Origin of the sequence: Isorropodon fossajaponicum endosymbiont JTNG4 (assembly GCF_016592615.1) — a bacterium.
Lineage (GTDB): Bacteria > Pseudomonadota > Gammaproteobacteria > PS1 > Pseudothioglobaceae > Ruthia.
The window spans coordinates 1,328,503-1,341,330 of the sequence record NZ_AP013043.1 but is presented as its reverse complement, the minus strand read 5'-3'; the positions used below and the strand labels follow the sequence as shown (position 1 = coordinate 1,341,330).

Sequence of the window (12,828 nt, the reverse complement as noted above, 5' to 3'; positions counted from 1 at the left end):
GAATTAATTATGCAAGGTAATGCAAGAGATTTTTTAAAGCCAAAGCTGGTTGAGTCTTCTCAAACTGGTGTTAATGAATTCAAGGTCGTCCTTGAGCCTCTTGAGAGAGGCTTTGGTTATACTTTGGGCAATGCCCTAAGAAGAACGTTGTTATCTTCTATGACAGGCTCTGCTGTGACCGAAGTTGCCATCGATGGGGTTATGCATGAGTTTTCTACAATTGACGGTGTTCAAGAAGATGTACTGGATATCTTACTTAACCTTAAAGAGGTGTCAGTTACATTAAATACAACTCAAACTACGCAAATTGTTATTGACAAAAAAGGTCCGTGTGAAATTACAGTGGCCGATATTGAGACTAATGGCGTTGATATTACAGTATTTAATCCTGATAAGGTGATTGCAACAATTAATGATGAAGGTCATATGCGTATGACACTTAAGATTAGTACTGGTATTGGCTATGATACTGCCACGTCACGTACTGACGAAGCATCAAGTATCGGCGGTATGCAGTTAGATGCAAGTTTTTCACCCATTAGGCGTGTTAGTTTCACGGTGGATGCGACGCGTGTTAAGCAGAAGGTTAACCTTGATAAGTTAAACATTACGATTGAGACTAATGGTTCGGTTAATGCAGAAGTTGCTATTAAACGCGCAGCAACAATCCTACAAGAACAATTATCTTCATTCGTTGAATTAGAGTTGGTAGAAGAAGAGACGGCATTACCAACATCAGAAGATTTTGATCCACAGTTGTTAGCAGCAGTGGATGAGTTAGAATTAACCGTACGTAGTGCAAACTGCTTAAAGGCAGAGCAAATTTACTATATTGGTGATTTGATTCAAAAATCTGAGCAAGATTTACTAAGAACGCCTAATTTAGGCCGTAAATCACTTAATGAAATTAAAGAAGTGTTAACTGAGAAAGGGCTTGACTTGGGTACCAGTATTGAAAATTGGCCGCCAGTTGATTTAATGAGTGAATAAGGAATAAGACATGAGACATAGAAAGTCAGGTAGGCAATTAAATCGTAACTCATCCCACCGTAAGGCGATGTTTAAAAATATGGCAAACTCATTGTTTTTACATGAGACCATTCGAACCACCTTGCCTAAAGCAAAAGAACTTAGACGTGTTGTTGAGTCATTAATTACTAAAGCCAAAGTTGACAGTGTTGCTAATCGTCGTAATGCGTTTTCAAAATTACGTGATGACGCAATGGTTGCCAAATTATTCACTGAATTAGCACCGTTTTATAAAGATCGTCCTGGTGGTTACATTCGTATTTTAAAGGCTGGTTTTCGTACTGGCGATAAAGCCCCAATGGCAATTGTCCAATTAGTTGACCTTGAAACCACGACAGATGTAGTTGCTGAAACTGCCGCTTCATAAGGGAAAAATATATGCCTTCAATTAAAGTAAGAGAGAACGAACCTTTTGATATTGCACTTAGACGCTTTCGTCGTACCTGTGACAGAGCTGGTGTTATCACTGATGTAAGAAAGAAAGAATTCTATGAAAAGCCAACTTGGGTTAATAAGCGCATGAAGGCAGCCGCTGTTAAAAGAACACACAAAGAAAGGGCTAAAAATCGTGTTCATCGTAAACGCATGTACTAGACGTACATTCTAAGTATTATAATCCGCTATTATGTCTGAGTTAAAGGCACGCATTACTGCTGATATGAAATCAGCTATGAAAGCCAAAGACAAAGCCACCCTTAAAGCGATACGCATGATTTTAGGGGCAATCAAACAAAGAGAAGTTGACGAACGCATTGAACTGGATGATATGCAGGTGCTTAGTGTTGTGCAAAAAATGGTTAAGCAACGTAAAGATTCAATTTCACAATTTAAAGAAGCAAGCCGTATTGATTTAGTTGATGTTGAAGAGGCAGAATTGGTTGTTATTAACAATTATACGCCAGAGCAATTATCAGATGTTGAAGTGAGCATTGCCATTGACAAAGCGATTGCTGATACTGGTGCGTCTTCTATGCAAGATATGGGTAAACTCATGGGTTTGCTAAAAAGTAAATTAGATGGCAAAACTGATATGGGTGTTGTATCTGGTCTGATTCGATCTAAATTCTCTTAAAATAAATTCTCGCCACATATTCTGTGTGGTTGAAATATCTAATTGATACAAATTGGTAATAATTTGTATCATTGCGCCTTGCATTCATTATATTTTCTCCCCAAGATGATATTTTGATGCCATTGCACTTGTTGTAATATTTTTTAAAATGTTGTGATAAGTGTACATCAATCACACTTTACCACCGCTTACTTATTCTTAAAAGCATCACTGTGATTTTTTGCTTTATAATAGCAAGCATATTTGAGGAGGGTTTATGAAGTTATTATTGATACTATCTATTGTTATTGTTCAGGCTGCATTTGCACAAACGACACCTGATTATGCTAAAGAAACACGCTGGGCAACACAAGTTGAAGATACGCTCATGGATGGCGATTCGGTTTGGTTAAGTGCTAATAATCATGAATTTTTATCAATCTTTACACCGAGTGAGTCTGATACTAAAAAAACAGCGATTATAGTCCATGGTTTGGGCGCACACCCAGACTGGGTTCAAGTCATTCAACCATTGCGGGTTGTATTAACTGAAAAGGGATTTAATACTCTTTCTATCCAAGTGCCTGTATTGGCAAATGGGGTTGATGCTGACCAATATGAGCCTTTATTTAATAAAGCCAATCATCGTATCACTGCTGCCATTAATTATTTAAAAGCACAAGGCTTTGAGGCAAATACATTAATTGCACATAGTTTAGGTAGTGTCATGAGTGCGCATTATTTGGCCAACAATCAACATCCATTTAAAAAATTTACTGCCATAGGTATGCCAGGTTTAGCAGTTGAATATTTGACAAAGATTGATATTCCCGTGCTTGATTTGTATGGTGTGGATGATATTGAGCCAGTGTTAAGCTCTGTAAAAGCGCGCGCTAATGCATCAAGTAAGAATAAAAATTACCATCAAAAAATGGTGAATGCAGATCACTTTTTTAATGAAAAAGATGACTTGTTAATTGATACGGTCAGCGCTTGGTTGAATTAGTTCAACTATTATTACTTGGGGTATTTTCTGGTTTTGTAGCGGGAGCGGGCTTGTTAGGTGTCGGTGGTGGTTTAATTATCGTGCCAGCCCTGCTGTATGTATTAGCAGCTGAAGTTCATGAAGTGGTTTTGATGCACACAGCAATTGGCACTGCACTTTTTGTGATTGTTTTTACTTCTATTTCCAGTGTTTGGGCGCATCCCCAAAATGGGGGCAGTCCATTGGCATCACTTTATAAAACTCACGCCCACTATTTTACTAGGGGCATTTTGTGGTGCAATTATCGCTCAATACTTGGGTTTTGATTTTTTGAAATAACGGTTGCACTGATTATGTGGTTTAGCATCAGGGCCTCTGGACATGCGGATAATTTAAGTAGATGGGTTTTTTTTTGGGGGTAACGGGCTATATTATTGGCTTGGTTTCAGCCATCGTTGGCATTGGTGGCGGCACGATGACAACTCCATTTTTAGTTTATAACAATATTAATATCAAAAACGCCATTGCCACTTCAGTTTCAGTGGGCATGCCAATTGCAATTGCAGGTAGTTTGGGTTTTATAATAACAGGCATTGGGGCTGAGGGTGTTACTAGCGGCTTAGGTTTTATCCATACGAAAGCGCTATTAAGTATTGTTATTACACCAGTGTCCTGTTTGCACCACTTGTGGTGCCAAGGTTGCACATCGTGTTGATGGTCAAAAACTTAAAAAAGGTTTTGCTTTGTTTCTGGCTTTTAGTGATTGCTTTTTAATCTTATTGTTAACTAATCTTGCCATGGCGGTACTAGATTATGCGCTACTTCTAAATGATCAAGTATTCTAGCCACAACAAAATTTACCAAATCTTGAATCGAGTTAGGATTTTGATAAAACGCAGGATTGGCATCCATAATCACCACGCCAAGGCGTGAAAGTTTAAGCATATTTTCCAAATGGATGGCGGAATAAGGCGTTTCCCTAGGTGCTAAAATAAGTTTTTTCTGCTCTTTAATCACCACATCAGCAGCGCGATGCATTAGATTGTCTGCATAACCAACGGTATTGGCAGCACAAGAAACCATGACATAAATTAATGATTGGGTTTTGACCAATTCTTTGAGTAGGGTGACGGCATATAGCATGCCTGAAGCACCTGTTAATGCAATGGTGATGGGTTTCATAGATTAGGTATTGTTTTATTAAAAATATCATCAAAACTACCATTTGACATCACCACAAAGTGACCATGATTAATAGAATTAAGATGATTTACAATATCATCAACAGAGTCAAACAAATAAGCTGAGTGATTATTTTTAAGCAAGGCATCAATATCCCAATCACAATGCTTGAGTCGTAATATTAAGGCTTGATTGGCATTTTTAAGCGCATCCACTAAAGTTTGTTGGTGTACGCCAGATTGCATGGTATTAGACCTTAGCTCCAAAATAGCAATAATAGACTCATCAGCCACCTTTGCACGTAAACCCTCAATCGTTGTTTTAATGGCGCTAGGGTGGTGGTGGGCAAAGCCATCATACAAAGTAATGGATTCAGTTTGGTGCTTGATTTCCAAGCGACGTTTCACCCCTTTAAAACTACTTAATGCCTCGCAAGCCACATCAATTGGTACGCCAACGTGGTGTGCACTATAAATAGCGCACAACCCATTTTCCATGTTGTGCTCGCCCAATAAATGCCACGATACCTGACCGCCCTCAACATTAAATTTTGTACCCGTTTTTGTATTTATCAGAGTTGAGTTGGTAAAGCTTGCTCCTCAGACCAAATGCCCTGCCTAAGTAGCGCCTTAATATTTGCATTATTTTTTGGATAAATAACCAAGCCATTGCTAGGTATGGTGCGAATCAAATGGTGGAGTTGTTTTTTGAATGTCTTTGAGTGAGTCAAAAATATCCGCGTGGTCAAATTCTAAATTATTAATCACCAATGTTCTTGGGTGGTAATGAACAAACTTAGAGCGCTTGTCAAAAAAAGCCGTATCGTACTCATCAGCCTCAATCACAAAAAAGTTAGCATCAGTTAAACGTGACGATACCCCAAAATTTTGTGAAACCCCGCCAATTAAAAAACTAGGATTGTAGCCAGAAAATTCAAGTATCCAAGTTAGCATACTAGCTGTGGTGGTTTTGCCATGAGTACCTGACACGCCAAGCACCCACTTATTATGCAATATGTTTTCGCTTAGCCACTGCACACCTGAGGTATAAGAGTATCGCTGGGTGAGTATTTCTTCCACGCACGCATTACACCACGAGACAAGGCATTGCCAATAATAAATAAATCCGCTTTGGGTAAATCTTTAGCTTTGTAGTTTTGTGTATAGTTAATGTTTTGCTCGTCAGGTTGGGTGCTTTATTGGTGGGTAAACGCCCTGATCCAAATGCCTCATTTGCTTGGCAATCAAGGCGAGTGAGCCCATAAATGTACCAGCAATGCCAAGAATATGAATGTGCATTATTAAGGCTTAAAATCAAGTGAGGCAGAATTGATACAATAGCGATTGCCGCTTGAGGTAGGACCATCGGGGAAAACATGCCCAAGATGAGCATCGCAATTAGCACATCTTGCTTCAACACGACTCATGCCATGTGAATCATCAGTAATTAGCTTAACACTATCAGATTTTGAAACATCAGAAAAACTGGGCCAACCTGTGCCTGACCCAAACTTAGTGTTGGATGAAAATAAAATCTGATGACAACAAACACAAAGATAATTCCCTTGCTCTTGATGGTTGTAATATTTGCCAGTAAACGGCGTTTCAGTGCCTGCCTGTTGCGTGATTCTAAGCTGTTCTGGGGTTAGTTTATTTAAATTCATTCGTGTATTATATGAGAATTAATAAATTTTTTTCTATTAAGTATGAAAGTTTATTTAGTTGGTGGCGCAGTACGTGACCGCTTGTTGGGCATTTCAGATAACAACACTGAAAAAGATTGGGTTGTGGTTGACTCATCCAGTGCTGAAATGCTAGATTTAGGTTATCGGCGAGTTGGTAAAGATTTTCCTGTTTTTCTACATCCTGGCACGCAAGAAGAATATGCGCTTGCTCGATTAGAGCGAAAAATTGGCAAAGGTTACAAAGGCTTTGAATTTGATACTTCAAAAGCAGTAACACTTGAACAGGACCTTTTTCGCCGTGATTTAACCATTAATGCAATAGCGCAAAAAGCGGATGAATTATTTGACCCATTTAATGGCCAAGAAGACCTAAACAATGGCATTTTACGCCACGTGTCTGATGCCTTTAGCGAAGACCCAGTACGCGTATTGCGTGTGGCTCGATTTGCAGCACGCTTTAAAAAGTTTGGCTTTAAAGTAGCACACCAAACCCACCAACTAATGAGCCAAATGGTCACCTCAGGCGAGGTAGATGCTCTCACCCCTGAGCGTGTATTTAAAGAACTTAATAAAGCTTTATCGTATGAAACGCCATCAGCTTTTTTTAAAGTATTAACCGCTTGTGGCGCCTATCAAAAAGTTTTCCTCAGTCTTGATAATCAGGCACACCAAAGCCACAGCAATTCATTTGAGTTTTTAGATAACCTTAATACTAATAAGGCACATATTAAGTTCTCTATTTGGCTTAAAGATGAGAACAGACGCAATATTAAAGCTTTATGCAACGCCATTAAATGCCCTAAACAATATCAGCAATTATCCGAACTTGTTAGTCAGTTTTACCAATTTTCACAGGATTTCCCCAATCAATCAAGCAATGAAATATTTGACTTTTTCACCAAAACTGATGCGCTTAGACGCAAAGATAGATTTGAAGATTTACTCACTACATTTCAACTACTAGCGATTGATATTAAACCCATTAAACACCTAAGAGATTTACTTAAAGATATTGATGTATCTAAACTGGATAAGTCAGACATTGGCAAAGCCATTCAAATAGAAAAAAAATTAATCATTGACTTGTTTCTTAAAACAATAAAGAAGTAATATCAAAAAAACCAAATTCATTTTGAATTACCCACAACAACCTGAAATAGCACATACCATACTGCAATAGTCTAATTTTATTGGACACAAAGATAGCCTTATAATACAAACCATAAGGAGGTCAGTAATGACACAATATAAATCAAGAAAACAACGAGTGACTTTTACCGTTGAACATTCTGTTCAATACCCCCTTGAGGGGGGAACACTAGATTATGCCAAACTCATGGTGCATGAGAATTACACCAATAAAAAAAATCATGATAATATCAGGAGCTTGCTCCTCAGCAGTTAGCAGATGGAGAAAACAATACCTAGCAGAGCTTGGTGGACAAACACCAGAGTCAGGCAAAGCGCTGACTTCTGAACAACAAACAATACAACTGCTTGAGAAACAACTTTGGCGCGCACAAAGGGACAATGAAATCTTAAAAAAGGCAACAGCCTTGTTCGCTGTGGACAATCACCAAGTGATATGATTATCAAGATAAACAAGGCTTGCCAACAATACAATACTAAAGAATTATGAGCATTACTCAAACTTCCTCACAGTAGTTATTACTATCAAGTCAAAGATAAGCGAGTAAACAACAACACCAACGCTATGATTAAATTAATCAAACAAACTGCTATTGAAGTTGGATACACCTATGGCAAACGCAGAATGCGAGTAGTTTTGAATAACCAAGGTTATAACATTGGTATTTACCAAACCGCAACGCTAATGAAAAAAGCCAATGTAGTTGCCATACGCCCAAGAAAGCGTCATTATTACCCTAATACTAGATTGATGTTTAAAAAGGCAAAAAACCTATTAAATCGTGTGTTTGAGCAGCAATCAATTAATACGCATTGGGTTGGTGATATTACCTATATCAAAACCTATCAAGGTGGGAGTTATTTAGCCAGTGTGTTGGATTTAGGCTCAAGACAAGTTGTTGGTTGGGCATTGTCAAAACAGCCTAATGCTCAGTTGGCAAAGGATGCGCTTAGTAATGCTGTGTCTAGACACCAGCCCAATACAAATAAACACATGTTCCACTCTGATCAAGGGACTCAATACTCTTCTAAAGTTTTTATTGATTATTGCAACAAGAACAACATTACTCAAAGCATGAGCAGGCGAGGTAATTGTTGGGATAATGCGGTCATGGAGCGTTTCTTTAGAAGTCTGAAGACTGAGAGATTAAATTATCAAAGTTTTGCAAATCATAGTGAAGTCGTGCAAAATGTAGAGGGTTATATCTACTTGTATAATTACAAAAGGATTCATTCAGCGATTGGGTATTTAACACCTGCTCAAAAGATGGCTGAATTGAAAAAAGCGGCTTGAAATGTGTCCAAGTAGGTTAGAGCATTGCACATAAAGAATGACCCTTAATGAGTTTGCCTGTTGCTAGGTAAGTGGTCTAGGGAGTCTTTCATTTAGTTTTAGTTTAGGAGAATGCTTGTTGTTGATATGGATTATACAGGGACAATTAAGGATATATGGCGTGGGATTAGTTTTAGGCGATGACGCACTTAAATTCAACCGATGCATTGGTACTCAGTTGGGATGATTTGTTAACTATTTTTATATTTCTTCACACTGCACAAAAAGCCAGTGTGAAGAAATACAACTGTTATTTACTTGCTAAAATTTCCTTAAGTGCTGATAGGCATAAAACGATATTTTCTTTTCTTGAGGCATAACCCATTAAACCAATACGCCAAACCTTGCCAGCATAAGCACCAAGACCTGCACCAATTTCAAGGTTGTAATCATTAAGTAGGGTGGCGCGAACTTGTGCGTCATCAACACCTTTAGGGATAAACACAGAATTTAATTGTGGCAAGCGGTCTTTTTTATTCACTAAGAAGTTAATACCCATTGCCTCTAAACCATTTCTTAATAGCTCGTGGTTTTTTTGATGACGCGCCCAAGAATTCTCAATACCTTCTTCTAATATCATCACCAATGATTCGTGTAAACCGTATAGTGTATTTACAGGTGCGGTGTGGTGATAGGTGCGTTTAGCGCCCTCACCCCAATACCCCATGACTAAATTAAGGTCTAAAAACCAACTGCTAACAGGGGTTTTTCGTGTGCTGAGTTTTTTAATAGCACGCTCGCTAAAGCTAATGGGCGAAATACCCGGCATAGCAGATAAACATTTTTGTGTGCCTGAATAAATCGCATCAATTTCCCATTCGTCAACACGCAATTCAGTACCACCCAAAGAAGTAACTGCATCAACAATAGTAATACAATCATACTGGTGTGCAAGTTTGCATAAGGTTTTGGCGTTAGATTGCACACCAGTTGAAGTCTCAGCATGCACAAAAGCAACAATACTAGCATCTGGGTTATTTTTTAAAGCCTCTTCTAGCTTGTCAGCACTGACCGCCTCGCCCCAATTATCCTCAACAATAATTGTCTCACCCCCCAAACGAGTCACATTTTCTTTCATGCGCATACCAAATACGCCATTAATACACACAATAACCTTATCACCAGGCTCAACTAAGTTAGCAAAACAAGTCTCCATACCCGCAGAACCAGGTGCTGATACAGGCATGGTTAACTCATTTTTAGGTTTAAAAATAATTTTTAAACCTTCTTTAGCCTCATCCATCATGCCCACAAAAGCAGGATCTAGATGGCCAATAGTAGACCTTGCCATGGCGGGTTAAATGATTGCATAATACTATAAGATTAAAATAAATAAAAAACCATTATAATGGCTCAGATGCTAATTATTTATGAATTATCGCTTGCTTTATCTGAGGGTATTTCGGATGATTATTATGCGAACATCATCAATCACCTTCAAAAAAATAGAAATAATGAGCCATATTTAGACCAAGATTTAAAAGTATTTATTGAACAAATGATTAATAATCAGAAATAATAGACAACGATATGTCAAAATATAGTTAACAATGATTTTTACAGTTAATTGGGAAAAATAATATGATTACAATATCGCCTAAAGATATGACAACGGCAGGGAAGTTATCTACTATGGAGATACTTTGGAACGACTTGTGTCAGCATGGTTCGTTTGAATCGTCCAATTGGCATGAGCCTGTTTTAAATTCACCCGAACAACAATATGTAGGCGGTACTCAGCTTCCTATGGACTGGGAGAAGGCTAAGCAACAAATACGCAATAAGATTGAATGAACATAGAAATATTGCCGATAGCTAGTAACGATTTGCTTATTTGGACAGAAAGTAGATTTGATTAATGGAAGTCATACAGCAACTTTTAACACAACTACCTAAGGGCATTGTCCTTACGGGCGAGGAAAACACTCGTCCGTTTGAGTGTGACGGGTTAAGTGTGTACAGGAAAAAGCCTTTGGCAGTAGTATTGCCAGAAAATATTGCGCAAATTAAGCAAGTATTGAAAATTTGTAAGGACAATAACACGCCAGTGGTAACACGGGGTGCGGGGACGGGTTTGGCGGGTGGAGCGATACCGCTTGAAAATTCAGTTGTTCTGGGCTTGTCTAAGTTAAATCAAGTGAAATCAATTGATGTAGAAAACCAGCTGGCTGTGGTTGGGCCAGGTGTAAGGAATATCGCTATTAGTGAGGCAGTAACGCAGCACAGCCTTTATTATGCGCCTGATCCATCAAGCCAAATTGCTTGTACGATTGGCGGAAATGTTGCTGAAAATTCTGGCGGTGTGCATTGCTTAAAATATGGATTAACAGTGCATAATGTTGAGGCAATTAAAATGCTGACTATTGATGGTGATGAGTTAATACTGTCTCGTCAGGATGATGGGTTGGGGTTGTTAGCACTTATGAATGGCTCGGAGGGTTTGCTGGGCATTATTATTGAAATTACAGTTAAACTTACACCAACACCTGCCCTTGCTAGAGTGGTGATGGCAGGGTTTGATTCTGTTCGAGAGTGTGCTAACGTAGTGGCTGATATTATTAAGGCTGGCATTATTCCTGCTGGGCTAGAAATGATGGACAGTTTTGCCATTGAAGCGGCTGAAGGGTTTGTTAAAGTTGGTTATCCACTAGATGCCAAGGCATTATTACTTTGCGAGCTTGATGGCACGATTCCAAGGCGGCATTTGGCAGGTATGTTGGAAAAAATTAACGAGCTGAGCCAAAAATATCAACTCAGACTTGATATGATTATTTCTGTAGGTTATCGGGTTAAATCTCGTCAAGGGGGTACAGTTTAGAAAATGGGCAACTGCATTGATTAAAGAATACCTGATTAAAGGCTTTGTTCTAAATGATGAGCGTTTTAAATCGGGTAATTCTATGAATTATTTTGATGAGTTACAGAGTCGTATTCGTGAGATACGGCTTTCTGAGAAATTGTTTTATCAGAAGATAAAGGATATTTATACCACTAGCATTGATTACGATTCTAGCAATGAAAAAACCATTGATTTTTTTAAACGGGTGCAAAATAAGTTGCTTTGGGCAATCAGTCGGCAAACTGCGGCAGGATTGGTTTATAGGCGAGTAGATGCAAAGCTGCCGTTAATGGGTATGTCGGCTTCTGGTAAAAAAAATTATGCTGGTATTAAAAAATCAGGCAAAGCGTATGAAAATTTTAAATTCCAGCAAAAAGTATTTGAAGCAGAACAAAGTTTGCAAGAAATTGAGGCGGATATAAGGCAACTGGACGAGCAAGATGCAAACACTTGATATTCAAAATCTCAAAGCCAATGACATTATTAGAAAATGTGTCCATTGTGGATTTTGCCTAGCCACTTGTCCAACTTATCAATTATTAGGCGATGAATTAGATTCACCCCGCGGACGTATTTATTTGATTAAATCGGCTTTAGAAAATCATCATTTTTCCAAGCAAAGTATTATTCATTTGGATCGCTGTTTAACATGCAGGTCATGTGAAACCACCTGTCCATCAGGTGTTGAATATGGTCAATTGATAGATATTGGGCGTGAATTTATAGAACAAAAACGTCCACTTTGGCAAAAGATATATCGATACTTTGTTCGTCAATTTTTAACCACGCCTATTTTATTTAATCCAATTGGGCTTATTTTTAGACATTCTAAAATCAAAGCAAAGCCTATTAAACCCATTGTAAAAATTGGCAAAGTTTTGTTATTAGGGGGGCTGTATTCAACCTATACTTGCGCCTAATATTAACCATAGTATTAAAAACATTCTAGCAAAATTAGGCTATGAAACTGTAGAAACGCCACAAAAACAATGCTGTGGTGCGGTTGACCAGCATTTAAGCGCTGGTCACGACACCTTGGCTAAAATTAAGCGAAATATTGACACTTGGCTTAAAATTGAGGCTGAGGTAATTATTTCTAGCGCCAGTGGCTGTGGATTAATGGTTAAAGACTACGCATCTATGTTTGAAGCATCAGACCCTTATTATCAAAAAGCGCAACTCATTGTTAATAAAACCAAAGACATTGCTGAGTTTTTAGTTGATCAAGATTTAAGCCAGCTTAATTTAGAGAAAGTTGATATGTCTTATCACGAGCCTTGTACATTACAACACGGGCAACAACTAGGTGGGTTGGTTGATTCTATTTTGAGTTCACTGGGTTATCAGCAAACGCCTGTTGTTGATGCGCATTTATGTTGTGGTTCTGCAGGCACGTATTCCATTTTTCAACCAAAATTATCACAGCAATTAAGAGCCAACAAACTCAAACATTTACAAGCAAGCAATCCACAAATGATAGTAACTGCAAATATTGGTTGTTTAATGCATCTGCAAAAACAGGCAAAAATCCCTGTCAAGCACTGGGTTGAACTGTTAGATAATTAGGTTGTGATGT

Annotated in this window: 12 protein-coding genes and 6 pseudogenes; 14 read left to right on the top strand and 4 right to left on the bottom strand. The window is 38.3% G+C overall.

The window, feature by feature from the left end; translation table 11 throughout:
* Window positions 1-9: 9 nt before the first annotated feature.
* The 7 genes from CVFO_RS07865 (at window position 10) to CVFO_RS08890 (ending at window position 3,780) form a co-directional block, all read left to right on the top strand.
* Window positions 10-990: a DNA-directed RNA polymerase subunit alpha gene (locus CVFO_RS07865; RefSeq protein WP_201339471.1), complete on the top strand. Its 981-nt coding sequence runs from the start codon at window positions 10-12 to the stop codon at window positions 988-990.
* 10 nt (window positions 991-1,000) lie between these two features.
* The gene (gene rplQ, locus CVFO_RS07860; RefSeq protein ID WP_201339470.1) at window positions 1,001-1,396 is read left to right on the top strand and encodes a 50S ribosomal protein L17; all 396 of its coding nucleotides are present in this window, start codon (window positions 1,001-1,003) and stop codon (window positions 1,394-1,396) included.
* Window positions 1,397-1,407: 11 nt separating this feature from the next.
* Window positions 1,408-1,623: a 30S ribosomal protein S21 gene (rpsU, locus tag CVFO_RS07855; RefSeq protein ID WP_201339469.1), complete on the top strand. Its 216-nt coding sequence runs from the start codon at window positions 1,408-1,410 to the stop codon at window positions 1,621-1,623.
* A gap of 31 nt (window positions 1,624-1,654) precedes the next feature.
* Window positions 1,655-2,101 (top strand): GatB/YqeY domain-containing protein, encoded by a 447-nt coding sequence (locus tag CVFO_RS07850; protein ID WP_201339468.1) that lies wholly within the window; start codon window positions 1,655-1,657, stop codon window positions 2,099-2,101.
* A 256-nt stretch (window positions 2,102-2,357) separates the two neighbouring features.
* A complete protein-coding gene (locus CVFO_RS07845; RefSeq protein ID WP_201339467.1) occupies window positions 2,358-3,086 on the top strand; it encodes a DUF3530 family protein in 729 nt (242 codons plus the stop codon).
* Window positions 3,074-3,391, top strand: coding sequence for a TSUP family transporter (locus CVFO_RS08895; protein WP_225879253.1), 318 nt, complete (start codon window positions 3,074-3,076; stop codon window positions 3,389-3,391). Before CVFO_RS07845 ends, CVFO_RS08895 begins: the two co-directional genes overlap by 13 nt.
* A 74-nt stretch (window positions 3,392-3,465) precedes the next feature.
* Complete coding sequence (locus CVFO_RS08890; RefSeq protein ID WP_225879252.1) at window positions 3,466-3,780, top strand: TSUP family transporter; 315 nt, start codon at window positions 3,466-3,468, stop codon at window positions 3,778-3,780.
* 71 nt (window positions 3,781-3,851) lie between these two features.
* On the opposite strand, the pseudogene CVFO_RS07835 reads toward CVFO_RS08890, so the two are convergent.
* The 3 genes and pseudogenes from CVFO_RS07835 to msrB all read right to left on the bottom strand — a co-directional run.
* Window positions 3,852-4,142 (bottom strand): annotated as a pseudogene (locus CVFO_RS07835) (UbiX family flavin prenyltransferase); the annotation flags it as partial.
* A gap of 101 nt (window positions 4,143-4,243) precedes the next feature.
* A pseudogene (gene mpl / locus CVFO_RS07830) lies at window positions 4,244-5,545 on the bottom strand (UDP-N-acetylmuramate:L-alanyl-gamma-D-glutamyl-meso-diaminopimelate ligase).
* Between the two features lie 2 nt (window positions 5,546-5,547).
* Window positions 5,548-5,910 (bottom strand): peptide-methionine (R)-S-oxide reductase MsrB, encoded by a 363-nt coding sequence (gene msrB, locus CVFO_RS07825; protein ID WP_201339465.1) that lies wholly within the window; start codon window positions 5,908-5,910, stop codon window positions 5,548-5,550.
* A gap of 42 nt (window positions 5,911-5,952) precedes the next feature.
* On the opposite strand from msrB, the gene CVFO_RS07820 reads away from it, so the two are divergent.
* Window positions 5,953-7,041 carry a tRNA nucleotidyltransferase/poly(A) polymerase-related protein gene (locus tag CVFO_RS07820; RefSeq protein WP_201339464.1) on the top strand — a complete coding sequence of 363 codons (1,089 nt, stop codon included), beginning with the start codon at window positions 5,953-5,955 and terminating at the stop codon, window positions 7,039-7,041.
* A 226-nt stretch (window positions 7,042-7,267) separates the two neighbouring features.
* Window positions 7,268-8,374, top strand: a pseudogene (locus CVFO_RS07815) (IS3 family transposase).
* A 289-nt stretch (window positions 8,375-8,663) separates the two neighbouring features.
* Here CVFO_RS07815 and CVFO_RS07810 read toward each other — a convergent pair.
* Window positions 8,664-9,704 (bottom strand): pyridoxal-phosphate-dependent aminotransferase family protein, encoded by a 1,041-nt coding sequence (locus CVFO_RS07810; RefSeq protein WP_201339463.1) that lies wholly within the window; start codon window positions 9,702-9,704, stop codon window positions 8,664-8,666.
* 57 nt (window positions 9,705-9,761) lie between these two features.
* Here CVFO_RS07810 and CVFO_RS07805 point away from each other — a divergent pair, with 57 nt between their 5' ends.
* From CVFO_RS07805 to glcF, 5 genes and pseudogenes are all read left to right on the top strand, one after another.
* A complete protein-coding gene (locus CVFO_RS07805; protein ID WP_201339462.1) occupies window positions 9,762-9,932 on the top strand; it encodes a hypothetical protein in 171 nt (56 codons plus the stop codon).
* A 62-nt stretch (window positions 9,933-9,994) separates the two neighbouring features.
* The gene (locus tag CVFO_RS07800) at window positions 9,995-10,207 is read left to right on the top strand and encodes an addiction module protein (RefSeq protein WP_201339461.1); all 213 of its coding nucleotides are present in this window, start codon (window positions 9,995-9,997) and stop codon (window positions 10,205-10,207) included.
* 64 nt (window positions 10,208-10,271) lie between these two features.
* Window positions 10,272-11,195, top strand: a pseudogene (locus CVFO_RS08885) (FAD-binding protein); the annotation flags it as partial.
* A pseudogene (rhuM, locus tag CVFO_RS07790) lies at window positions 11,172-11,706 on the top strand (RhuM family protein); the annotation flags it as partial. The pseudogenes CVFO_RS08885 and rhuM, both read left to right, overlap by 24 nt.
* Window positions 11,693-12,818, top strand: a pseudogene (glcF, locus tag CVFO_RS07785) (glycolate oxidase subunit GlcF). The pseudogenes rhuM and glcF, both read left to right, overlap by 14 nt.
* Window positions 12,819-12,828 lie beyond the last annotated feature (10 nt).